Genomic DNA, 23274 nt, shown 5'->3' on the forward strand with positions numbered 1-23274 from the left:
GATCGCCATCCCACTCCCGCCGGGGCCGTTCGCCTCGGGATACATCCCCTCGGAGCGGCCTCCCCCCCGCGACCGCCCCGCCCCGCCCCCCAGTCGTCTCGTCCCCGGGCGTTCATCGGGAGGACAAGTGCTTGCGGATCCGGTCGCCAAGCAGCAGGAGGCCACCCCCGAGGACCGTCAACGCGCTCAGGGCCGAGCCCCCATCGATCTCCGGGACATCCCCGACATTTCCCCCACCTCCGTCGCCGGCCAGGGCCTGCCGCGTGACGAGGAGGAGGCAGCACGCCACGACGAGCCAACCCGGGAGGGCAGGACGGCGGGGCACGCCGTCCATGTTCGTTTCAATCATTGATGAGGTTCCTGCCGGTGGTGTGGGGCCACAGACCATCAGGATCGTGGGTCCGGTTCGATTCACGGCCTCATCCGGCCGGGCGAACGTACATGTTCGGCAGCCGACCGAGGAGGTCGTTCGATACTTCTCGGGGAGCTTCGGCCGATTGCGACGCCTACCCGCATTCATCGGCCAAACGTCGATACTCCAACACCAATGCTTACACCAACGTCGCAATGTTCGCAACCTTTCCTCTTGCTAATGACTGCCTACGTTGCGATTTCGCAACACGCCACTCCCCGAGAGATACCCTTGCCGAGGCGCTGTCGGTCGTGTTACGAGAGAAGAGCTTCCTTGCCCGGCCGCCGAGGCGGCCGAGCCGCCGCCGAGGCGGCCCATTGCCGAGGCCCCGATGCCCGCGACCACCGGATCGACCGCCGTGCCCCGACAAGCCGAGACGCTCGAGGACCTGGGCCTGACCGGACTCGACGAGCAGCACTGGGACCTGCCGCAGGCCGTCCTCGTCGAGCACGCTTTGGCCCGGGGGGAGGGGCAACTGGCGCACTCCGGCGCCATGGTCTTCCGCACCGGGTCCTACACCGGCCGGTCTCCCCAGGACAAGTTCATCGTCCGGGGGCCGTCGTCCGAGGCCGAGGTCGCCTGGGGGAGCGTCAACCGGCCGATCGAGCCGGAGGCCTTCGACCGCCTGTTCGACCGGGTCCGGGAGCACCTCCGGGGCCGGGCCGTCTACGTCTCCGACACCTTCGCCGGCGCCGACCCCACCCACCGGCTCCCGGTGCGGGTCGTCTGCGAGCGGGCGTATCACGCCCTGTTCTCCCGGCAGCTGTTCCTCCCGCCGACGGCGGGGGAGCGGGCGCGGTTCTCACCCGAGTTCACCATCGTCGCCGCCCCCGACTTCAAGGCCGATCCCGAGCGGGACGGCACGCGGAGCGAGGTGTTCATCCTCGTCAATTTCGAGCGCCGGATCGTCCTCATCGGCGGCACGCTCTACGCCGGGGAGATCAAGAAGTCCGTCTTCTCGATCTTGAACTACCTGCTGCCGCTCCGGGGCGTGATGTCGATGCACTGCTCGGCCAACGTGGGCGACCGGGGGGACGTGGCCCTGTTCTTCGGCCTCTCGGGTACGGGCAAGACCACGCTGTCGGCCGACCGCCGCCGCCACCTCATCGGCGACGACGAGCACGGCTGGTCCGACGACGGCGTCTTCAACATCGAGGGCGGCTGCTACGCCAAGTGCATCCGCCTGGACCGCACCAACGAGCCGGAGATCTACGGCGCCATCCGCTTCGGCACGGTGCTGGAGAACGTCGTGCTCGACCCCGAGACGCGGGCCTGCCGGTTCGACGACGCCAGCCTGACCGAGAACACCCGGGCCGCCTACCCCATCGACTACATCCCGAACCACGTCCCCAGCGGCCGGGGGGGCCACCCCAACCGGATCATCTTCCTCACCTGCGACGCCTTCGGCGTGCTCCCCCCCCTGGCCCGGCTCTCCCCCGAGCAGGCGATGTACCACTTCCTCTCCGGCTACACGGCCAAGGTGGCCGGCACGGAGCGCGGCCTCGGCAACGAGCCGAAGGCCACCTTCAGCGCCTGCTTCGGCGAGCCGTTCATGGTGCTGCCCCCCGAGCGCTACGCCGACCTGCTCGGCCACAAGATGCGCCAGCACGACGCCGAGGCCTGGCTGCTCAACACCGGCTGGACCGGCGGCGGCTTCGGCCGGGGCAAGCGGATCCCCCTGCCCCACACCCGGGCGATGGTCGACGCCATCCTCGCCGGGTCGCTGGCCGAGGTCCCCTTCGCCACCGACCCCGTCTTCGGCCTCCGACGCCCCCGATCCTGCCCCGGCGTCCCCGAGACGATCCTCGACCCCCGATCCGCCTGGCCCGACCCCGACGACTACGACGCCGCTGCCCTCCGCCTCGCCGACCTCTTCCGGGACAACTTCCGCCGCTTCCCCGGCGTGGATCCCGCCATCGCCGACGCCGGCCCCCGCCAGGGCTAACCCACAGATTACGAATCAGCGAAGTTCATATTTGTGCGCGCGGATAAAAACTTCATGCCGTCCATCTACCAAGGTTTAGACGACGGGAGCGCGCCGGATGGCAAAGCCTCCATCAAGCAAACAACTCGGATTCCTCAAGAAGCTGGGATACGAGGGAGTCGAACCGTCGACTTTGAGGCAAGCATCAATCGCGATCGGCGAAATGCTCGAATCAAAGGATTCCAAAGCTGCGGAACGCGCAATCACCAAGCAACGCAAATCCGAGGAAAAACGCGGAAAGCAAGCAATGAACGCCCAACTACAACCGATCAAGGAAGAAATCCGCTTTATGGTCCGGGAGAATCGAGCCTACGGCGGGCAGGGATTATTCGCTGGATTCCAATTTGTCGCAATCGAAGATGAACGTCCAGGGGAGGATGACGAGCCGTACATTGGTGCGTTCGTACCGCTGCAAGTAGCTGAAAAGCATCCCGAGATCCTCCTCCGAGATGCTCTCGATTACGAAGAAGTACTTTCTGAATCAAAGCTCCCGAGGGGCACAAGAGTGGTGGTCGCACCAGGTCAATTCAAAGCCCTACACTCCTCGCTAGGTTGTCTCGGAAGCTTTCTGGTCCTTGCGACAGGATTATCCTTACTGGCATCACTTGCCTAACAAAAATACATTTATTTTTGATTTAGTCAATAATTTATAATATTACCTCGATCAGACCGACGCGGTCCTCGTGGTGGCTTCCCTGGGAGTCAGGATCGAGCTGATGCTCGGGCATCGGGGCGATCCCCGATCGAAAAGAAAACCTCCTCCGTTGCCGTAGCAACGGAGGAGGTCCCTTAATTCGAACTCCCCGCCCTCGCGCCTCGATTCGCTAGGATCAGGCCGGCTCGTCCAGGTCGAGCAGCGTGACGGTCGAGCCGGTGGCGACGGCGAGCCGTCGGCCGTCGGGGGCGTAGCAGAGGGAGAGGGCGTTGAGGGTGTCGACGGGGCGGTCGCCGAGCAGCTCGCCGGTGGAGGGGTCCCAGAGGCGGACGCGGCCGTCGAGGTGGCCGGTGGCCATGGTCAGGCCGTCGGGGGCGATCGCCAGGCAGGGGGACATCCCGCCCGGGAAGGCGATCGTCCGGATCGGCGCCGGGCGGCCTCCCAGGTCCCAGACCCGGAGGCAGCAGTCCAGGCCCAGGCTGACCAGCGTCCGGCCGTCGGGGGTGAACTTCATGTCCATCACCACGCCCCCGGGCCCGTGGGCGTCCCAGCGCTCCAGCTCCTCGCGACCGGCCACGTCGTAGACCGAGACCGAGCCGTCCTGGCCCCCCAGGGCGATCCGGGACCCGTCGGGGGACAGGGCGCAGCTGGCCAGGCGGCCCCGGGCCCGGAACTCCCGGTCGAGCCGGGCCAGCGGGATCGTCCAGACCCGGACCACCCCGTCGCTGTCGATCGAGGCCAGCGTCTCGCCGTCGGCCGAGAACCGCAGGTCCATCACCCGGCTCTCGTCGTGACCGGTCAGCGCGTCCCGCACCTCCAGCGTCTCGGGGTCGAGCACCCGGAGCGTATTGTCCGACAGCGCGATCACCACCGACCGGCCGGTCGGGTCGACCGCCATCCTCGTGCAGGTGATGTCCCCCGTCGACGGGCCCCGGGAGAGTCCCCCCTCCTCGCCGACCCCGACGATCGTCGGCCCGAGCCCCTTGTGGTCGGAGTAGATCCGGCTGCCGTCGGGCGAGAAGCCCAGGTCCGAGACCAGCGACCCGCTCGGCAGCTCGATCCGGGACACCCCCTCCTTCGGCTGGTCGGCCAGCGGGACGGCCAGCGCGGCGGCCAGCAGCCCGACCACGACCAGCCCCGGACACGTGATCCCGCCCCCCACCCGGCCGATCGTCCCCGGCCTCGCCGAGGAGGAGGCCGCCTCGGGCCTCCCGGACCGCTCGATTCGTCGATTCGCCGAGCTCATCGCCATTTCCCTCGTCCCTTCGCCTCGCGTCGATCCGGATCACGCCGGGCGGGACGGCCCGCGTCCTGCCTGGCCCGGCGGATCCTGCCGGGAGGCCGTCGCGCACCCCGATCGACGACGCCCGGACCGCCTCCGGCACCGCGTCCCGATCGCCCGGATGTGCTCGACCCCGACGGGCGGTTGGTGATCCGCCCCCGGCCGCTTCGATGACGTGCCTAACTGCCTGCCTGACTGTACCTGGGTTCGCCACCGGCCCCCGATCATTGAGGCCGTCTCGCCCCGGCCGTCCGATTTCGAGTGCCGCGATCGGGTGACCCCGGCCCGACTCCCCCCCTACGATCCTGGGCACGCTCCGCCCGAGGAACGGGCCGGTCCTCCTCGGTACGATTTCGCCCCGGCCGTCGCCGCCCTCCCCGGCCTCGACGGAACACCCGTCACCCCATCGCGATCGGGCCTCCCACTCCCGATCGGCCCCCCCGGATCGGCCCTCGCCATCCCCCCGACACCGACCTGCGGGGCCCTCGACTTCCGGGACTCCCCCCGCCCCTCCTCCCGGTCCCCCGACCTCCTCCCCAAGCCTCGAAACGAGCCGGGCGGGCCCGACACCGATCGTCCCGACCGGGCCGCGTGTCTAAACTCGACGCGATTCCCGATACTCTTGGAGGGGCGTTCCCGAGTCTCGTCCCCCGAGTCCGCCGGCCCGCGCCGGCAGCCCGGCCGGTCGGGCTCGCCCGCCCTCCTCGGCCGGGCGTCCCCATCGGACGCGAATCGGGAAGCGCCTCTCCACCGAAACGGACGGACCTCGACCCGCTCTTTCTCAATCCAGCTCACCGGTTACGTCACTCCATCCCGGCGTCCCCGGGCGCACCGACCGCCCGGAGCGGCCCGACCGCCCCACCGGTTCCCGCAACCCCGCCCGGGTCATCTCCGACGGAACGAACCCATTTCGGTTTCCGCAAGCCTTTTCCAGACAAAGGATTTCCGCCCATGAACCGGGGCGCACCGGGGCGCACCGGCCGCCGCCCGGCCCCGGATCTCGTCCCCATCGGGCCCCGGGAGGGAGACCCCCGATGGCGCCGACCCGGGGCTCCCGCCGGGGAGGGACTCTCTCCAGGCCGGGACTCCCCTAGGGGGGATCCGCATTTCGACGGAACGAAGCCATTTGGAATCCCGCAACCCCTTGAAATGATCGGACTTCGCCCGAAATCGCGCCGGCGCACCGAAGCGCACCGGCCGCCGCCAGATCCCGCCGTCACCCTCCTCCGGGGCGAGGCCCCGGCGGATGCTGGCGTCCGGCGATCGGCCGTCGTAGGCTCGAACTCCCCCGGCCGACCCGAATGTCCCGAAGGAGGCGCCGGGCCGTCCCGGCACCGTACCCCAGTCCGTGTTGCCCTGGAAGGCCATCACGCCGGGAGCGGCGGCGGCGGCGGCGAGGCCGGGGAATCCCCCCCGACCGATTCCCCCCGGAGGTTCCCGTGATCCCCAGGCACCTGGCGGCGGTGCTGGCGGCGGCCGCGATGGTGGTCCCCCCTGCGGAGGCGAGGGGAGGGTCGACTCCTCCCCAGGGCGACGGCCGGAGGCCGAACGTCCTGTTCCTGGCCATCGACGACCTGAACGACTGGACCGGCTTCCTCGGCGGCCACCCGCAGTCGAAGACGCCGAACCTCGACCGCTTGGCCGCCCGGGGCATGAGCTTCGGGCGGGCCTACTGCGCCGCCCCGGCCTGCAACCCGTCGAGGGCTGCCCTGCTGACCGGCATCCGCCCCTCGACCAGCGGCGTCTACACCAACGCCCAGCCCTGGCGCCCGGCGATGCCCGACGCCGTCACCCTGCCCCGGCACTTCATGCTCGCCGGCTACGAGGTCCTCGGCGGCGGCAAGATCTTCCACGGCCGCTTCGAAGATCCCGCCTCCTGGCAGGAGTACTTCTCCCGGCCCGCCGACCCGATGCCCCCGGACCGGCCCGTCAACGGCATCCCCCGCACGGCCCACTTCGACTGGGGCCCGGTCGACGTGCCCGACGAGGCGATGGGCGACCACCAGGTCGTCGACTGGGCCATCGACCGGCTCGGCCGACCGCATGAGGAGCCGCTCTTCCTGGCCGTCGGCCTGTTCCGCCCCCACCTGCCCTGGTACGCCCCGCAATCGTACTTCGACGCCCACCCGGCCCCCGAGGTCGTCCTGCCCGAAGTCCCCGACGACGACCTGGCCGACGTCCCCCGGGCCGGCCGGGGGATGGCCAGGCCCGAGGGGGACCACCGCAAAGTCCTGGAGCATGACCAGTGGCGAAACGCCGTCCGGGGCTACCTCGCCAGCATCGCCTTCGCCGACCGCCAGGTCGGCCGCCTGCTCGACGCCCTCGACCGCAGCGGGATGGCCGACGACACCATCATCGTCCTCTGGGGCGACCACGGCTGGCACCTCGGCGAGAAGCAGCACTGGCGCAAGTTCGCCCTCTGGGAGGAGGCGACGCGCGTCCCGTTCGTCATCGCCGCCCCGGGGGTGACCGAGCCCGGCAGCCGATGCGACCGGCCCGTCTCGCTGATGGACGTCTACCCGACCCTGATCGACCTCTGCGGGCTCCCCGAGCGTAGGGAACTGGAGGGGGTCAGCCTCTCCCCCCTGCTCCGCGACCCGACCGCCCCCTGGGACCGCCCCGCCCTCACCACCCACGGCCGGGAGAACCACGCCGTCCGATCCGACCGCTGGCGCTACATTCGCTACGAGGACGGATCCGAAGAACTCTATGACCACGACCTCGACCCGAACGAGTGGCGGAACCTCGCCGACGCACCCGAGCACCGCGAGGTCAAGGCCGCCCTCGCCGCCTCCCTGCCGAAGACGGATGCCCCGGACGCCCCCTCGGCCCGAGCCCGATCCGATGAGTGACCGACCGGACCGCCGACCTCGACGATCGCACCTCCCCTCCCCGCCCGATCGATCGGGCGGGAGGGGCCGCCGTCGGCTCGTCCCCGGGCTCCGGCCGCTGGAGCCCAGGGCCCTGCTCGACGGCTCCGCCCTCGTCCCCGCCGACTTCGACGGCGACTCCCGGACCGACCCGGCGCTCTACCGCTTCGACGCCGATACCGGCTCCGGCGTCTTCGAGATCCTCGACTCCACCACCGGCTCGCCCCGGGCCCTCCGGATCGACGGCCTCGGGGAGCGGGACGTCCCCGTCACCGGCGACTACGACGGCGACGGCCGGGCCGACGCCGCCGTCGTCCGGCCCGAGGCGGTCCTCGGCGGCGGGTCGACCCCCAATGCCAGCGTCTGGGTCATCCTCCGGTCCTCCGACGGATCCCGGGTCGAGATCCCCTTCGGCGCCGCCGGGATCCTCGACCGCCCGGCCCCGGCCGACTACGACGGCGACGGCGTCACCGACCTGGCCACCTTCCGGGCCAGCAGCGACCTCGTCCCGGGCGCCGCCCAGTGGTTCGTCCGTCCGAGTTCCGGGGCCCCCGGGTTCTCCGTCGTCTTCGGCGCCGCCGGGGGATCGGACCTGCCCGCCCCGGCCGATTACGACGGCGACGGCCGGGCCGACCTCGCCACCTTCCGCCCGGTCCCCACGCCCCAGGACGGGCCCGTGGGGGCCGCCCAGTGGTTCCTGCTCCCCTCGGGGGCGAACGACCCGGACTACCGATCCCGGATCGGGGGCGTCCGGGTCCCCTTCGGCGCCCCGGGGAACGCCGACCAGCCCGTCCCCGCCGACTTCGACGGCGACGGCCGGGCCGACCTCGCCGCCTTCCGATCCGAGAGCGACCTGACCCCCGGCTCGGCCTCCTGGTTTGTCCTGCCGGGCCGGGGAGCCTTCCCCCGGTTCTCGGGGGGCGTCTCGGCCGAACTCGGCCGGTCGGGGTCGATCGCCTCGGCCGGAGACTTCGACGGCGACGGCCGACCCGACTTCGCCGCCTTCGATCCGGGCCTCGCCTCCTGGGCCGTCTCCCCGGCGACCCCCGAGGGCCGGCCCTCCCTGCCGCCCTCCTCGTTCCGATTCAGCCCGGCCGGCGGGGGGGGCGTGCCGGTCTCCTCCCCCCTGTTCTTCCGGCTCCGGGAGGGCAGCAGGGACGAGCCGGATCCGCCGACGTCGATCCCCGTCCTCGGCTACGAGGTCGTCGCCGCCTTCCCGCACGACCCGGACGCCTTCACCCAGGGGCTGGCGATCTCCGGGGGGAGGCTGTTCGAGGGGACCGGCCTCTACGGCTCTTCCCGGCTCCGGGAGGTGGACCTCCGGACCGGCGACGTGCTCCGGGAGGCCGCCCTGCCCGACTCGGCCTTCGGCGAGGGGATCGCGGTCGTCGGCGACCGGATCGTCCAGCTCACCTGGAGGGGAGGAATCGGCTACGTCTACGAGCGTGACACATTCCAGCACGTCGATTCGTTCCGTTACGAGGGCGAGGGGTGGGGCCTCGCCTTCGACGGCACCCGCCTGATCCTCAGCGACGGCACACCGACGCTCCGGTTCCTCGACCCGACCACCTTCGAGGTCGTCCGGACGGTCCGGGTGGTGGCCGACGGATCGCCGGTCGACCTCCTCAACGAGCTGGAATTCATCGACGGCGAAGTCTATGCCAACGTCTGGAAGACCGACCGGATCGCCCGGATCGACCCCGAGACCGGCCGGGTGACCGCCTGGGTCGACCTCTCCGGCCTCCGCCCACCGGGGGCGGTCGGCCCCGAGGCGGTGCTCAACGGGATCGCCCATGACCCCGACTCTGATCGCCTGTTCGTGACCGGCAAGAACTGGCCGGGGCTGTTCGAGATCGAACTCGTCTCCCCCGGATGACCCGCCCACGGATCATTTGGACCCTCCCCGGCCTTCGCGGCGACGACGACGCGATCCCCCCGGAGTCCCCCCCCATGAGCCAGCAACCAGGACCGACAGGGCAGCAGGCCGGACGACGGCCGAGATGGGCGGTGATCGCCTCGGCGGTCGTGGCGACGGTCGCCCTGGTCACGCTGGGGGCGAGCCTGATCGGGAGGTCGGCGGGGGAGGAGCAGGCGGGGGCGATCGCATCGGCGATCGCCTCCGGGAGGCTCGACGAGGCCGATCGGCTCGCCTCGGCCTGGCTCGGCCGACGGCCCGAGGATCCCGAGGCACTCGCCTGGGCCTCCCGGGTGGCGCTAGCACGGGCCCGGCCCGCCGAGGCGGCCGAATTCGCCCGGAAGGCCCAGCTGGAGGGGCTCGACCGCTCGGAGCTGCGGGACGTGGAGGGGATCGTCCTCGCCCGGGCCGGCCGGGCGGCCGAGGCCGAGCCGATGCTCCGGGCCCACCTGGCCGCCTCGGACCGGCCGGAGCCGATGGTGGCCCGCGAGCTGGCCGAGATCGGCATGGCCACCTTCCGCTTCGGCGCCGCCCGGGAGGCCCTCGCCCGATGGCGCCGGGACGCCCCGGACGACCCCGAACCCTGGGTGATGGAGGGCCGGGTCGCCGAACGGGTCGGGGACGAGTTCGACGAGATCGCCTCCCACTACCAAAAGGCGCTGGAACTCGCCCCCGACCGGGACGACGTCCGCCTGAGGCTCGCCGAGATCCTCCGCCTCGGCGGCCGTCACGACGAGGCGGCGGTCGAGTTCGAGTCGTATCTCGACCGGAACCCCGAGGACCCCGAGGCGCTCGCCTCGGCCGGGCTCAACGAGCTGGGCCGGGGCCGGTTTGCGGAGGCCGAACGGCGGCTCTCGGCCGCCCTGGGGCGGGACCCCGGGCACCTCGAGGCGCTCAAGGGCCTGGCCCGGCTCCGCCAGCAGACCGGCCGGTTCGAGGAGGCGCTCGAGTCCCTCGACCGGGCCGCCGGGCTGGAGCCCCATGACCCGGAGATCGCCTACCAGCGGTCGTTGCTGCTGGCCCGGCTCGGCCGATCGGAGGAGGCGGACCGGATGCGGGCCCGCTCCGAGCGGCTCCGGGCCGAGGCCGACGAGATCACCCGGCTCCGGGACGCCCTGGTCCGGGACCCGAACAACGTCGACCTGCAGCACGAGGCGGCCCGCTGGCTCATCGAGCACGATCACGCCGAGGAGGGGATCCGGTGGGCCGAGAAGGCCCTGACGATCCGCCCCGGCCATCGGCCGACCTGCCTGCTTCTGGCCGAGCACTACGAGGCCGCCGGGCAGCCCGACCTGGCCGGCTACTATCGCTTCCAGGCCGACCCGGGCCCCTGAGGCGCCTCCCGCCCTCGACCGTCGGCCGGCCGGGGAGGGAGTGGCGAGCGCTCGGGACGGCCCGGGGGCCGGTCAGTCGATCAATCGGTCAGGTCGAAGTCGGTGCCGCGGTTCGAGCCCTCGGTCACCGTGTAGGTGAGGCCCGAGGTGTCCGGGATGCTGTACTTGGGGGGGACGAGGTTCTCGGCCTCGGTGATCGCCTTGGACACGTCGTCCTGCTTCGGCATGCCGCCCTGGACGCCGGCCATGGCCTGGTCGTAGTCGACCGCCCGGGAGGTGATGGTGACCTTGTACTCGCCCGGCAGGGCGCCGTCGCCGTCCACGGCGGTGGTCAGGTAGTAGGAGCCCTCCTCGATCGTGCCCGAGGCCGGTCGGCCGTTGGCCACGTCGACGGGCGTGAAGGAGATTGCCCCGGTCTCGACCGGCTCCCCCTTGTAGGTGACGGTGCCGGAGACGGGGTATCGCTCGGGAAGCCCGGTGCCGTCGCCGCAGCCGGCGGCCAGTGCGAGGACCCCGAGGAACGAGGCGGCCAGGGGTGCGAATCGGCGGGGTGAGATGGCAGGACGCACGGTCTTGATGCTCCACTGCGAAGAGGGGTCGAGGCGCGGGGCCGATCGGATTCGGGGGCCGTCGCGTCGACCGAAAGTCCCACGAACGAGACCCCCGGGAGGGCCATCCCCCCCGGGGGTCGACTGGTGCGGGTCGGGGCGGCCGCGTCGCCGCCCCGGGCCTCGTCGGTTGACCGGGCCGGCTCGGGATCAATACTGGTCGGCGCTGACGACCTCGCCGCCCTTGGTGCTGCCCAGGGCGCAGTAGACGACCATGCTGATGCTCTCCTTGAGGAACTTCACCGAACCGTCGGCGAACAGGAAGTTCGCACCGCCGGGGTGCTCGCTCTTGGCCCCCTTGGAGGCGTAGCTGAAGCGGTTCCGCCAGTTGCTGTCGCCAAAGGCGACGGCCGGGGCGGTGTTGGTGTCCCAGTTGATCGGCACCGTCGTGCCAAAGGAACAGCCGTTGTGCATGTAGAAGTTGCTGTCGGCGACCTGATAGGGCAGGGTCTCGCCGACCATGATCGTGTTGCTGGTGCCGTCCCGGACGGTGGACATGCTGACCGGGCCGATGCCCGCGGTCCGGTAGGCGAAGAAGCCGCGCAGCTTGCCCTGGCCGCGGGTGGCGGTGGTCGTCTCGTCGAAGTTGGTGCCCCAGAACCCGGCGTGGCCGATCCGGGGGACGCCCGGTGCCAGAACGGTGCCGATCGGGGTCTCCCACGGGCCGCCCGGCGGGGTCAGCACGCCGATGGCGTAGTTGTCGCCGAAGCTGCCGGCATAGTTGGAGACCGGGCAAACGGTCACCGGCTGGCCGGTGAACGGGTTGATCGGGCCGGAGCCGTTGGGCCAATTGCCGGTAATGGTCTCCTTCTCGCGCAGGCCGCCACCGTTCTCGCCGTCAGAGGGGCACAGCCAGGTGCTGTTGACCGTCACCCAGGCGGTGTACCACGCGCCCTGGTTCCCGGCGGCCTGGTTGTTGCTGCCGTGGACGTCGAAGTTCAACGCGTTGTAGACGTTGCCCCCCTCCATCTGCGGCAGGATCAGCGCCCGCCAGGCGAGCACGTTCATCTGCGAGGTGCCCGACCAGATGCTGCCGCGACTCTCGTCGGCGATCGCGCCCGGAGGGAACGAGCCGAGTTGGTCGTGGTAGTTGTGCAGCGCGATGCCGATCTGCTTCAGGTTGTTCGTGCACTGGGCCCGCCTCGCCGCCTCGCGGGCCGACTGGACCGCGGGCAGCAGCAGGGCGATCAGGACACCGATGATGGCGATCACAACCAGCAGCTCGATCAGCGTGAAGCCGGATCGTCTGTCGACTCTGTCCTTCATTGCGTAACTCGACTCCTGCGCGTGAAGCGCAATGACGAAACGGTCCGAGAGCACGCCCTCGGGACCACCCCGCCTCGAATAAGAGACTCGATCGAATTGAGCGAGAGAACTGCGGAACCGAGAACCCGTATCGAACGACACGAGGGAGGGCCGCCCGCCTCGAACGTAACAGGCGGCTCAAGCTGGGGATACCCGTCCATGACCTGATCGTCGACCTCGGACGAACAGCCGTCGAGGTCTCGGCACATCAAGGTACCCGCTGTAGGATAAGGGTGCCCCGAGCCGCAGGTCAAGCGGCAAGTGAAGCGACCACCTATATTTTCGACCGATGTTTAACAGCGAGCATGCGTCCCTGAATGACTTGATCGATGCGATTGATCACGGCCGGGTGCTCGATGGCCGGCGAGCGGCCTCGGGGGCCGTCCGGGATCCTGGCACGGTCCCGGTAGGATCCGATCGGACCGCGACGCGGCCGCCTCCCCGGCCCCCGGAGGCCGGGATGCCGGGATGCCGGGGCTGTCGGGACGACGGTCAATCCGTCAGGGCGAAGTCGAGCTCGTTGGAGCGCTCCTCGACCGTGGCGGTGAGGCCGGAGGTCGTCTCCAGCTGGTATTTCGCCGGGATGAGCGGCTTGGCGGCCTTGTTGGCGGCGATGATGTCGTCCTGCCTCCCGGCGCCGCCCTGCATTTTGGCGACGACCTGGGAGTTGTCGACGTCCAGCGCGACGATCCGGATCTTGTACGAGCCGGGGAAGGCGCCGTCGTCGTCCCCCGCGGTGGAGAGCTGATAGTCCCCGTCCTCGATCGTGCCTGAGGCGGCCCGGCCAACATTCGGGTCGTCCGGGACGAAGAAGATGTTCCCGTGGGGGACCGGCTCGCCGTTGTAAGTGACGGTCCCGTAAACGGAGTAGCGTTTGCCGAGCGTATCGCCGCCGCAGCCGGCGAGCAGCAGCAGGGCGAGCCCCCCCAGCAGGGCGAGCCCCCCCAGCAGGGCGGGCACCCGGGTGATGCGATTCATGATCGGGAGATCCTCGGAGTTGGATTCGGGCCGCCACCGGCGGGCGGCCGGGCGCAAGCATGATGGATCGCCCCCACGACGGACGAGGGCGCAGCGCCGGACCCGAAGGCCGGCGCCTCGCCCTCGCGTCCCGGACCGCGGGTCCCGTCGGCGGGCGATCGAGCGGGTCAGTACTGGTCGGCGCTGACGACCTCGCCGCCGGCCCGGCTGCCCAGGGCGCAATAGGTGACGATGTTGATGCTCTCCTTGAGGAACTTCACCGAGCCGTCGGCGAACAGGAAGTTGGCGCCACCGGGATGCTCGCTGACGAACCCCTTGGCCGCGGCGCCGAAGCGACAGCCTAGCGGCGCACTGGCGCTCTGCCACAGGTTGAGGCAGGACGGGTCGTTGCCGGGGACGGTGTTGGAGTTCCAATTCAGGGGCACGGTGGTGCCGGCGCTGGAGCCGTTGAAGTGCCAGAAGTTGCTGTCGGCGGACCGGTAGGGCAGGACCTCGCCGACCATCAGGGTGTTGCTGGTGCCGTCGCGGACTCCGGCAATGTTGGTGGTCTGGAGATCCCGATAGTCGGAGAAGGCCCGCATCCTGCCCCCGCTGTCCTTGGTGCCCCAGAAGCCGTGGTGGCCGATGCGGGGCTGGCCCGGGGGCAGGGTGGTGACGGTGGGGGGAGTCTCCCAGGGCAGGCCGCCGTTGAGGACGCCGCCGGCGTAGTTGTCGCCGAAGCTCAGGGCGTAGTCGGAGACCGGGACCCGCGTGTCGAACGTGCCGGTGGTGGGGTTGATCGGCGGGTTGCCGGCCGGGTACTGGCCGAGGCCGCCATTCTGCCAGGGCAGCAGGCCCCCGCCGTTCTCCCCGTCCGAGGGGCACAGCCAGCTGCTGCTGACGGTCACCCAGGCGGTGTACATGGCCCCCGGATCGGGGCCGGCGCCGATGGTGTTTACGTTCAAGTTGATGGCGTTGTAGGTGTTGTTCCCCTCGATCTGGGGCATCACGAGGGCCCTCCAGCACAGGAGGTTGGCGTTGCCGGCCCAGACGTCCCCCTGGGCGGCGCCCGTGATGCCGCCGGTCGGGAACGCCCCGAACTGGTCGTGGTAGTTGTGCATGGCGATGCCGATCTGCTTCAGGTTGTTCGTGCACTGGGCCCGTCGGGCCGCCTCCCGGGCCGCCTGGACCGCGGGCAGCAGCAGGGCGATCAGCACGCCGATGATGGCGATGACGACGAGCAATTCGATCAGCGTGAAGCCGGGACGTGAGCGAGGCTTGATGTGCATGGGGGAGCTCCCGCGCGAGGCGCGCAACGGCACGAGGCGGCGTTTGCCCGGGACCGGGCGGTCGGCGCCGCCGGAGATCTGGTGAGTGGACCGAGACGGAAGCGGAACGCGAACGCCTCTCAGGGGTCATTCCGCATGGATGGGATGTGGCGTGGGCGACGGACAGGGGCTGGGCATCGACGCGGATCGGTGAGGATGCCTGCCGCCCCCCGAGGGACGATCCGAGTGGTGAGGACGTCTCCCCCGCCGTTCCCTGGCGGACGCAATCGAGAGGTACATTCGGTGTTATCAGGAGGGCTGACATCGGTCAAGTCGTAAATCCCGATTCCAGGAATCCTTGAATCCCTCTTGCGGAACTCCCCCCTTGCGGTGTCCCGGGGAGGGGAGGTTCGGGGAGGGCGGGACGCCCGACCGGCGGGGCCCTCCCTGGCCCCGTCGCCTCGGCATCGGCCGACGCCCGGGAAGGATCCGGTCGGGCAGGGCTCTCGGCCCGGCCCTCCCGGGCGAGGGGATCCGATCGGCCGACGGACTCGGGAGGGGTGGGCCCGCCCGGGCCGCCCCGCCCGGGGGGCGATCCGCCCGCCCTGGTTACGCCACGGCCCCGGCCCCTTCCAGGGCCAGTTCGTACCGGGAGCGGGGCTGGAGGCCGACCAGCCGGTCCACCTCCCGGCCGTCCCGGAAGATCAGGACCGCCGGGATCGACGAGATGCCGAAGGCGGTGGCGGTCTCGGGATTCCGGTCGACGTCGAGCTTGGCGATCGTCGCCCGGCCGTCGAACGACTCGGCCAGGGCGTCGATCGTCGGGGCCAGGGCCCTGCACGGCGGGCACCAGGGGGCCCAGAAGTCGACCAGGACCGGCCGGCCGTCGCGGAGGACCTCGGTCTCGAAGCTGGCGTCGGTGACCTCGATCGGGTGGTTCGTCTTCATCGCTCGTCTCCTCGGATCGGGGGCCGGGGGCGGCCCTCGTCGCCCTCCGCCCGCCCCCTGGCTTCCACCAATCCGACGCGACGGGTGGCGATCGTCTTACCCCTCCCGGGCCGGGGGCGGCGGATGGACGCCGGGGCGATCGTTTCGGATGATGTCGATCACGGGGGCCGAGGGTGCCCCCCGGCCGCCGAGGGGCGGCGGGCCGGCGGGCGGACGGAGGGGGGGGATGGGCGAGGCGGGGGATCGGGACTGGGTGGCCGAGCTCCGGGAGGGCGGCCCGGCGACCGACCGGGCGCTGGAGGAGCTGAGGGTCCTCTTCCTTTCCGGCCTGCGCCGGGCCCTGTCCGGCCGGGCCGCGGCCGACGGGGCGCTGATCGACGACTTGGCCCAGGAGGCGACCCTCCGCGTGCTCGACCGGCTCGACTCCTTCCGGGGGGAGAGCCGGTTCACCACCTGGGCCACCGCGATCGCCGTCCGGGTGGCGATGACCGAGCTGCGACGGGCCCGGTGGCGAGACGTCTCGCTCGGCGGCATGGCCCCCGGGGCCTTTCCCGTCGGGTTGGAGCCGGTCGATCGGGAGCCGGAGCCGGAGCGCATGGCCGTCCGGGCCGAGATCCTCGACCTGCTCCGCCGGACCCTGGATGCCGAGCTGACCGACCGCCAGCGCACCGCGCTGGTCTCTGAGTTGCAAGGGCTCCCCCCGGAGGAGATCGCCCGGGGGCTGGGGATCAATCGCAACGCCCTGTACAAGCTCGTGCACGACGCCCGCAAGAAGCTCAAGGCGCGGCTGATCGACGCCGGCCTGAGCGACGACGACGTAAGATACGGCTTCGGCATGCCGTCCGAGTGAGGGGCCGAGGCCGATTCGAGGCGGTTCGAGCCCCCGGGGGGAACGCGATGACGCTTCGGGACGAACACTGGCGGGCGCTGGCCCGGGCCCTGCTGGCCACCTGCCCCGACGAGATCGACTGCGAGGAGTGGCTCGACCGCGTGGGGACCTACCTCGAGCTGGTCGAGGCCGGCCGATCGATCCCCGACCGTCTCCGCCCCGTAGCCGCCCACCTGCAGCTCTGCCCCGGCTGCGCCGAGGAATTCGAGGCGATGCGGGAGATGCTCCGCGAGCCCGGCTGAGGGATTCGAAGTGCCCGGCTGCCGATCCCGCCCCCGGAGGTCGGTGCGCGCGGGGACCGGGCGGCCCGCGAGGCCGGCGGCCTCCCCCGGGCCCGTTCCGTCGGGTCGTTTCGCGTCCTAGAGTTCCGGAGACGCTCCTCCACTCTCCCTCCGGAACGTTGACGCGACGATCCCGATTACGATGGACGATCGGCTCCTGAAACCATTGCTCCCCCTGGCCGTGACGGGCTGGGGGCTGTTGGTCGGTGCCGGGCACCTGCTGCTGGGGGCCCACGCCAACCGGCCCGGGGACCCCGGGGCCCCCCCCGGGCGATGGCCGGCCGGGAGCCGGATCGCCCCCGACCTCGGCCGGCCCGAGCTATTGATCTTCCTGCACCCACGTTGCCCGTGCTCGAAGGCGAGCGTGGAGGAGTTGGCGGCGGCGCTGGAGCCGTCCCGGGACCGGATCTCGGTCCGGGCCGTCCTGCTCCGGTACGGCGGGCGAAGGGGCGGGCCGGAGTCCGACCTCGGACGGCTGGTCCGGGATCGGCTCGGGGTGGAGGCGAGGCCCGACCCGGGGGGCGAGGAGGCCCGGCGGTTCGGCGTGACGACGTCCGGCCACGTCCTGCTCTTCGGCCCCCGAGGGGAGCTGGCCTTCAGCGGGGGGATCACCGCCGGGCGGGGCCACCGGGGCGACAACGCGGGCCGGGAGGCGATCCGCTCGCTGCTCCGGTTCGGGGACGCCGCCGCCTCGAGCCACCCCGTCTTCGGCTGCCCCCTGAGCCCCCCGCCCCGGGAGTCCCCGAGATGATCGAGCCGATCGGGGCCTCCCGGGACGTCCGGGACCGGGCCGACGCCCTGCTACACGCGCACCTGACGGCCGGCTACCGCCGGGCCGACCGCCTCTTCGCCACGCTGCTGCTGTACGAGTGGCTGGCGATGATCGGCATCGCGTTGTGGGTGTCTCCCCTGACCTGGGTGGGCGAGGACTCCTACCTGCACGCCCACGTCTGGGCGGCGATCTTCCTCGGCGGGGCGATCGTGGCCCTGCCGGCGTCCCTGGGCCTGGCCCGGCCGGGCTGGGCGTCGACCCGGCACGTGATCGCCGTCGGCCAGATGCTGCTGGGGGCGCTGCTGATCCACCTCTGTGGGGGCCGGATCGAGGCCCACTTCCACGTCTTCGGCTCGCTCGCCTTTTTGGCCCTGTACCGCGACTGGCGGGTGCTGCTGACGGCCTCGGCCGTGGTGGCGGCCGACCACTTCCTCCGGGGGGAGCTCTGGCCGAGGTCGATCTACGGCATCGAGACGACCTCCCGCTGGCGATGGCTGGAGCACGTCGGCTGGGTGTCCTTCGAGGACGCGGTGCTCATCGTCGGCTGCATTCAGGCTCGCCGGGAGCTGTCCAAGGTGGCCGAGCGGCAGGCCGAGGGTGAGGCGATCCGCGGCCGGGTGGAGCGTCTGGTCGAGGAGCGGACCGCCGAGCTGTCCGAATCCCGGGGGACGCTGGAACGCCGGGTCCGGGACCGGACGACCGAGCTGGAGCAAGCCAACCTCGCCCTGCTGGGCGAGGTCGCCGACCGCCGCCGGGCCGAGGCCGAGGCCCGGGACCTCGGCGACCGCTTCCGGGGCCTGACCGAGGCGATGCCCCAGCTCGTTTGGGCCACCACCCCCGACGGCCATTGCGACTACCTCAGCCGGCAGTGGGTCGACTACACCGGCGTCCCCGAGGCCGAGCAACTCGGCATGGGATGGGTCGACGCCGTGCACCCCGACGACCGCGACCGGGCCCGGTCGTGCTGGGAGGCCGCCTCGGGGGAGTCCGGCAATGGCCTCTATGACCTGGAGTACCGCCTCCGGGCGGCCGACGGCTCGTATCGCTGGTTCACCGTCCGGGGCCGGGCGAGCCGGGGGGCCGACGGCCGTCCCGAGCGTTGGATCGGCACCTGCACCGACATCGACGATCGCAAGCGTGCCGAGGAGGCCCTGAGACGGACCCTCGACGAGCTGGACGAGCGCGTCCGACGGCGGACCGCCGAGCTGCAGGCGGCCAACGCCCAGCTCCGCGACGAGATCGCCGACCGCCGCCGGGCCGAGGCCGAGGCCCGAGAGCGCCAGCGGTTCATCGAGGGGATCACCGGGGCGATCCCCTCGATCCTCTACCTCTACGACCTCGAAACCCGCAGCAACCGCTGGGTCAACGGACGGATCGAGGCGATCCTCGGCTACTCCCCGGAGCAGATCCGGGAGATGGGCCCGGGGATCCTCTCCCGGCTGGTCCATCCCGACGACGCCGAGGCCATCGGCCTGGCGGACGAGGGCTCGCGGTATGACGGCCTGGGGGACGGGGAGATCCGGGAGTTCGAGTACCGGCACCGGCACGCCGACGGCTCCTGGCGATGGCTCCGCAGCCGGGAGCTGGTCGCCTGCCGGGACGCCCGCGGCCGGCCCCTGCAGATCCTCGGCGCGGCCGACGACGTCACCGAGGCCAGGAAGGCCGCGCAGGCCCTCCGGGATGGGGAGGAACGCCTCCGGCTGGCGCTCGACCTCGCCGGGCTCGGGGTCATCGCCATCGACCACGACGCCGATTCGGCGATCGCGGACGAGACCGCCGCCGCCCTGTTCGGCGTGCCCCCCGACGCGGCCATCCCCCGCCGGGCCCTGCACGACCGCCTCCACCCCGACGACCGCGAGGAGCTGCGCCGAACGCTCGCCGAGGGGCCGGACCCGGGCGGCGACGGCGTCTTCGCGTTCGAGCACCGGGTGGTCCCGCCCGACGGCCCGACTCGCTGGCTGAACATCCGCAAGCGCATCTCATTCGAGGCCGAAGACGGCCGGGCCCGGCCCCGGTCCGAGCTGATGGTGGTGATGGACGTCACCGACCGCCTCCGCTCCGCCGAGGTCCTCCGCCAGAGCGAGGCGCGGTTCCGGGGTGCCTTCGACGTCGCCGCCGTCGGCATGGCGCTGGTCGACCCGGGGGGCAGATTCCTCCGGGTCAATCGGATCCTCTGCGAGATCGTCGGCTATCCCGAGCACGAGCTGCTCCGGCTCGACTTCCAGCGGATCACCCACCCCGAGGACCTGGAGGCCGACCTCGACCAGGTCCGCCTCACCCTCTCCGGGGAGATCCCCAGCTACCGGATGGAGAAACGCTACTTCCACAAGGAGGGGCACGTCGTCTGGGTCGTGCTCAGCGTCGCGCTGGTCCGGGACGAGGACGGAAGGCCGCTGCACTTCGTGGCGATGATCGAGGACATCACCCCCCGCAAGCGTGCCGAGGAGGCCGTCCGGGAGAGCGAGCGCCGCTTCCGGGAGCTGGCCGACAGCGCCCCGGTCCTCATCCTCATGGGAGACCTGGAGGTCGGCTGCACCTTCGCCAACCAGACGGCCCTCGACTTCCTCGGGGGCCCGGCCGACGAGCTGCTCGGGATGGGCATCATGGGGCGTTTCCACCCCGAGGACGCGGGACGATGCGTCGAGGACTACGGCCGGGTGATGCTCGGCAGGCAGGCCCTGGAGGCCGAATACCGCCTCCGCCACGCCGACGGCTCCTACCGCTGGATGGCCTTCCGGGGCATCCCCCGGGTGCTGGCCGACGGCACCATGCTCGGCTACCTGACCTGCTGCACCGACGTGACCGAGCGCAAGGAGGTCGAGGCGTCGCTCCGCCGGGCCAAGGAGGCGGCCGAGGCCGCCACCCGGGCCAAGAGCGAGTTCCTGGCCAACATGAGCCACGAGATCCGCACGCCGATGAACGGCATCCTCGGCATGACCGAGCTGACCCTGGACACCGCCCTCTCCCCCCGCCAGCGCGAGTACATCACCCTGGCCCGCTCGTCGGCCGAGTCGCTGATGACGATCATCGACGACATCCTCGACTTCTCCAAGATCGAGGCCGGCAAGCTCAGGCTCGACCCCGCACCCTTCCCCCTCCGGCAGGCGGTCGAGGAGACGCTCCGCGTCCTGGCCGTCCGGGCGCACGGCAAGGGGCTGGAGCTGGCCCTGAGGATCGCGCCGGAGGTGCCCGACGCCGTGGTCGGCGACGCCGACCGCCTCCGCCAGGTGCTGGTCAACCTCGTCGGCAACGCCATCAAGTTCACCGACGGGGGCGAGGTCGTCGTCGACGTCGAATCCGATCCGCCCGACGACGACGGCGTCACCCTCAGTTTCCGCGTCTCGGACACCGGGATCGGCATCCCCCCGGAGAAGCTCACGGCGATCTTCGCCCCCTTCGAGCAGGCCGACGGCTCCACCACCCGACGCTTCGGCGGCACGGGCCTGGGCCTGGCCATCTCCTCCAAGCTCGTGGCCATGATGGGCGGGGCCATCCTCGCCGAGAGCACGCCCGGCTCCGGCAGCACCTTCCGCTTCCGGGCCCGCCTCGGCCTGGCCGATCGGGCCCGGTCGCAGCGGCCGTCGCCGTCGCCCCCGGCCCTGATCGGCCGCAAGGTGCTGGTGGTCGACGACAACGCCACCAACCGGCTGATCCTCCAGGAGCTGCTGGGCACCTGGGGGATGCGGGCCGTCGGCCTCGACGGCGGCGAGGCCGCGCTGGCCGCCCTGCGCTCGGCCGCCGCCCTCGGGGAGCCGTTCGACGCCGCCCTGGTCGACGGCATGATGCCCGGCATGGACGGCTTCGACCTGGCCGACCGGATCCGGTCCGACCCGGCGATCGACTCGGTCCCGCTCCTGCTGCTGACCTCCGCCGGCCGTCCCGACGACGGGGACGCCCTGAGGGCCCTCCGCTTCTCCTCCTGCCTGGTCAAGCCGGTCCGACGGTCCGACCTGCTCGACTCCCTGATGACCGCCTTCTCCGCCCTCTCCCCGGACGACGGCCACCCCCCCGACCCGGGGCCCCGCGCCGGTCCCGACCACCCGGGCCCGGCCGGCCCGCTCCGCATCCTGCTGGTCGAGGACCACGCGGTCAATCAGAAGGTGGCCGTGCGGATGATCGAGGGCCTCGGCCACGGCGTCCGGGTCGCCGAGGACGGCCGGCAGGCGATCGACGCCCTGGCCGAGGAGCCCTTCGACCTCGTGCTGATGGACGTCCAGATGCCCGTCATGGACGGATTCGAGGCCATCCGGGCCATCCGGGACGCCGAGGCCCCCACCGGCCGCCACCAGCGGGTCATCGCCCTGACCGCCCACGCCATGGCCGGGGACCGCGAGCGTTGCCTCGCCTCCGGATTCGACGGCTACCTGCCCAAGCCCCTCCGCCAGGCCCAGCTCCGGGACGCCCTCGACGCCTCCCCCCGGCACGACCGGGCGGACGTCGCCCCGGCCGACGGGGCCGTCCGAGACGACCTGCTGGCGATCTGCGGGGGGGACGAGGAGTTCGCCCGGGAGCTGGCCGCCTCGGTCCTCGACTCGGCTCCCGGCGGCCTGGCCGAGCTGGAGCGGGCGATCCTCCTCGGCGACCCCGAGGCCGCGGCCGACCGCGCCCACGGCCTCAAGGGCATCTTCGCCACCATCGGCGCCGGGGCACTGGCCGATGCCTGTCGGGAGGTCGAGGAGGCCGCCCGGCACGGCGAGGGGCCCCGGGCGGCGGCCGGATGGCCGGCGGTCCGGGAGGGCTGGGAGCCGCTCCGCCTGGCCCTGTCGCAATTGCGGGAGGTCGAATCATGAAGATCCTCATCGCCGAGGACCAGGCCCCCGCCGCCCTCTACCTCCGCCGGACCCTGGAACGCATGGGACACCGGCCCGCCGTCGCCCCCGACGGCGAGGCCGCCTGGGAGATGCTCGAACGCGACGGCGCCGACGTGCTCATCTCCGACTGGATGATGCCCCGCCTCGACGGCCTCGGCCTCTGCCGCCGGATCCGGGCCGTCGAGCACGACCGCTATACCTACGTCATCCTCCTGACCGCCCGCAACAACCGGGACGACCGCCTGGAGGGCCTCCACGCCGGGGCCGACGACTTCCTCACCAAGCCCCCCGACCCCGACGAGTTGAACCTCCGGCTCCAGATCGCCGGCCGGATCCTCGCCGTCCACGCCGAGCTGGGCCGGCGCAACGCCCGGCTCGCCGAGCTGGCCACCACCGACGCCCTCACCGGCGTCCGCAACCGACGCCGTTTCCACGAGGACCTCGACCTGCTGCTCTCCCAGGCCAGGCGGCTCCGGGAGCCCCTCTCCCTGGTGATGCTCGACGTCGACAACTTCAAGTCGTTCAACGACTCCTTCGGCCACCCGGCCGGCGACGAGGTCCTCCGGCGCGTCGGGGCGATGCTCCAGAGCTCGGTGCGCGGCCACGACCTCGTCGCCCGATACGGCGGCGAGGAGTTCGCCGTGCTCCTGCCGGCCACCGGCACCGAGGAGGCGGTCCTGGTCTCCGAGCGGCTCCGATCCGCCTTCCGATCCGAAGCCTGGCCCCATCGCCCCGTGACCGCCAGCCTCGGGCTCGACACCGCCGGCCCGGTCGAGTTCCAGGGCGCCGACGACCTCATCCGACGCGCCGACGAGGCCCTCTACCGCTCCAAACGCGAGGGCCGGGACCGCGTCTCCGCCTTCACCGACCGCCTCGCCGGGCCCGCCCCCTCCCCCCCCGCCGACGCCCTCCCGTCACCCCCTTCCCTCGCCCTCTGAACGCCGGGCGGCCCGCCCGACCAGGCCCGACGGCGAGGGCCCGGC

At 71.8% G+C, this 23274-nt stretch carries 17 protein-coding genes; 10 read left to right on the forward strand and 7 right to left on the reverse strand.

Going from position 1 to position 23274, the window contains the following annotated elements; all coding sequences use genetic code 11:
• Window positions 1–112 precede the first annotated feature (112 nt).
• Complete coding sequence (locus tag ElP_RS31080; protein WP_145276880.1) at window positions 113–349, reverse strand: hypothetical protein; 237 nt, start codon at window positions 347–349, stop codon at window positions 113–115.
• A 394-nt stretch (window positions 350–743) separates the two neighbouring features.
• Between ElP_RS31080 and pckA the strand changes: the two genes are divergently transcribed.
• A complete protein-coding gene (gene pckA, locus ElP_RS31085; RefSeq protein ID WP_145276882.1) occupies window positions 744–2357 on the forward strand; it encodes a phosphoenolpyruvate carboxykinase (ATP) in 1614 nt (537 codons plus the stop codon).
• Between the two features lie 97 nt (window positions 2358–2454).
• Window positions 2455–3009, forward strand: a complete 555-nt coding sequence (locus tag ElP_RS31090; RefSeq protein WP_145276884.1) for a hypothetical protein — start codon at window positions 2455–2457, stop codon at window positions 3007–3009.
• A gap of 217 nt (window positions 3010–3226) precedes the next feature.
• Here the strand turns inward: ElP_RS31090 and ElP_RS40835 are convergent, their stop codons facing one another.
• Window positions 3227–4297, reverse strand: a complete 1071-nt coding sequence (locus ElP_RS40835) for a WD40 repeat domain-containing protein (RefSeq protein WP_197446512.1) — start codon at window positions 4295–4297, stop codon at window positions 3227–3229.
• A gap of 1475 nt (window positions 4298–5772) precedes the next feature.
• Between ElP_RS40835 and ElP_RS31100 the strand changes: the two genes are divergently transcribed.
• The 3 genes from ElP_RS31100 (at window position 5773) to ElP_RS31110 (ending at window position 10452) form a co-directional block, all read left to right on the forward strand.
• Entirely contained in the window at window positions 5773–7185 is a 1413-nt protein-coding gene (locus tag ElP_RS31100; protein ID WP_197446513.1) for a sulfatase, read from the forward strand.
• Window positions 7178–9079, forward strand: coding sequence for a glutaminyl-peptide cyclotransferase (locus ElP_RS31105; RefSeq protein WP_145276888.1), 1902 nt, complete (start codon window positions 7178–7180; stop codon window positions 9077–9079). Before ElP_RS31100 ends, ElP_RS31105 begins: the two co-directional genes overlap by 8 nt.
• A gap of 74 nt (window positions 9080–9153) precedes the next feature.
• Window positions 9154–10452 carry a tetratricopeptide repeat protein gene (locus ElP_RS31110; RefSeq protein ID WP_197446514.1) on the forward strand — a complete coding sequence of 433 codons (1299 nt, stop codon included), beginning with the start codon at window positions 9154–9156 and terminating at the stop codon, window positions 10450–10452.
• A gap of 80 nt (window positions 10453–10532) precedes the next feature.
• Here ElP_RS31110 and ElP_RS31115 read toward each other — a convergent pair whose 3' ends face one another.
• The 5 genes from ElP_RS31115 to trxA all read right to left on the reverse strand — a co-directional run bounded on the left by ElP_RS31115 (window position 10533) and on the right by trxA (window position 15538).
• Window positions 10533–11021 carry a hypothetical protein gene (locus tag ElP_RS31115; protein WP_197446515.1) on the reverse strand — a complete coding sequence of 163 codons (489 nt, stop codon included), beginning with the start codon at window positions 11019–11021 and terminating at the stop codon, window positions 10533–10535.
• 189 nt (window positions 11022–11210) lie between these two features.
• Window positions 11211–12326, reverse strand: coding sequence for a DUF1559 domain-containing protein (locus ElP_RS31120; protein ID WP_145276892.1), 1116 nt, complete (start codon window positions 12324–12326; stop codon window positions 11211–11213).
• A gap of 531 nt (window positions 12327–12857) precedes the next feature.
• The gene (locus ElP_RS31125) at window positions 12858–13343 is read right to left on the reverse strand and encodes a hypothetical protein (protein WP_145276894.1); all 486 of its coding nucleotides are present in this window, start codon (window positions 13341–13343) and stop codon (window positions 12858–12860) included.
• Window positions 13344–13510: 167 nt separating this feature from the next.
• A complete protein-coding gene (locus tag ElP_RS31130; protein WP_145276896.1) occupies window positions 13511–14611 on the reverse strand; it encodes a DUF1559 family PulG-like putative transporter in 1101 nt (366 codons plus the stop codon).
• 588 nt (window positions 14612–15199) lie between these two features.
• Complete coding sequence (gene trxA, locus ElP_RS31135) at window positions 15200–15538, reverse strand: thioredoxin (RefSeq protein ID WP_145276898.1); 339 nt, start codon at window positions 15536–15538, stop codon at window positions 15200–15202.
• A gap of 226 nt (window positions 15539–15764) precedes the next feature.
• Between trxA and ElP_RS31140 the strand changes: the two genes are divergently transcribed.
• The 5 genes from ElP_RS31140 (at window position 15765) to ElP_RS31160 (ending at window position 23229) form a co-directional block, all read left to right on the forward strand.
• The gene (locus tag ElP_RS31140) at window positions 15765–16388 is read left to right on the forward strand and encodes an RNA polymerase sigma factor (RefSeq protein ID WP_145276900.1); all 624 of its coding nucleotides are present in this window, start codon (window positions 15765–15767) and stop codon (window positions 16386–16388) included.
• A 47-nt stretch (window positions 16389–16435) separates the two neighbouring features.
• Complete coding sequence (locus ElP_RS31145) at window positions 16436–16669, forward strand: hypothetical protein (protein WP_145276902.1); 234 nt, start codon at window positions 16436–16438, stop codon at window positions 16667–16669.
• 181 nt (window positions 16670–16850) lie between these two features.
• Window positions 16851–17459 (forward strand): thioredoxin domain-containing protein, encoded by a 609-nt coding sequence (locus ElP_RS31150; RefSeq protein ID WP_145276904.1) that lies wholly within the window; start codon window positions 16851–16853, stop codon window positions 17457–17459.
• On the forward strand, window positions 17456–22270 hold the full coding sequence (locus tag ElP_RS31155; protein ID WP_145276906.1) for a PAS domain S-box protein: 4815 nt from the start codon (window positions 17456–17458) through the stop codon (window positions 22268–22270). Before ElP_RS31150 ends, ElP_RS31155 begins: the two co-directional genes overlap by 4 nt.
• Window positions 22267–23229, forward strand: coding sequence for a diguanylate cyclase (locus ElP_RS31160; protein WP_197446516.1), 963 nt, complete (start codon window positions 22267–22269; stop codon window positions 23227–23229). Before ElP_RS31155 ends, ElP_RS31160 begins: the two co-directional genes overlap by 4 nt.
• Window positions 23230–23274 lie beyond the last annotated feature (45 nt).

Source organism: Tautonia plasticadhaerens, from assembly GCF_007752535.1.
Lineage (GTDB): Bacteria > Planctomycetota > Planctomycetia > Isosphaerales > Isosphaeraceae > Tautonia > Tautonia plasticadhaerens.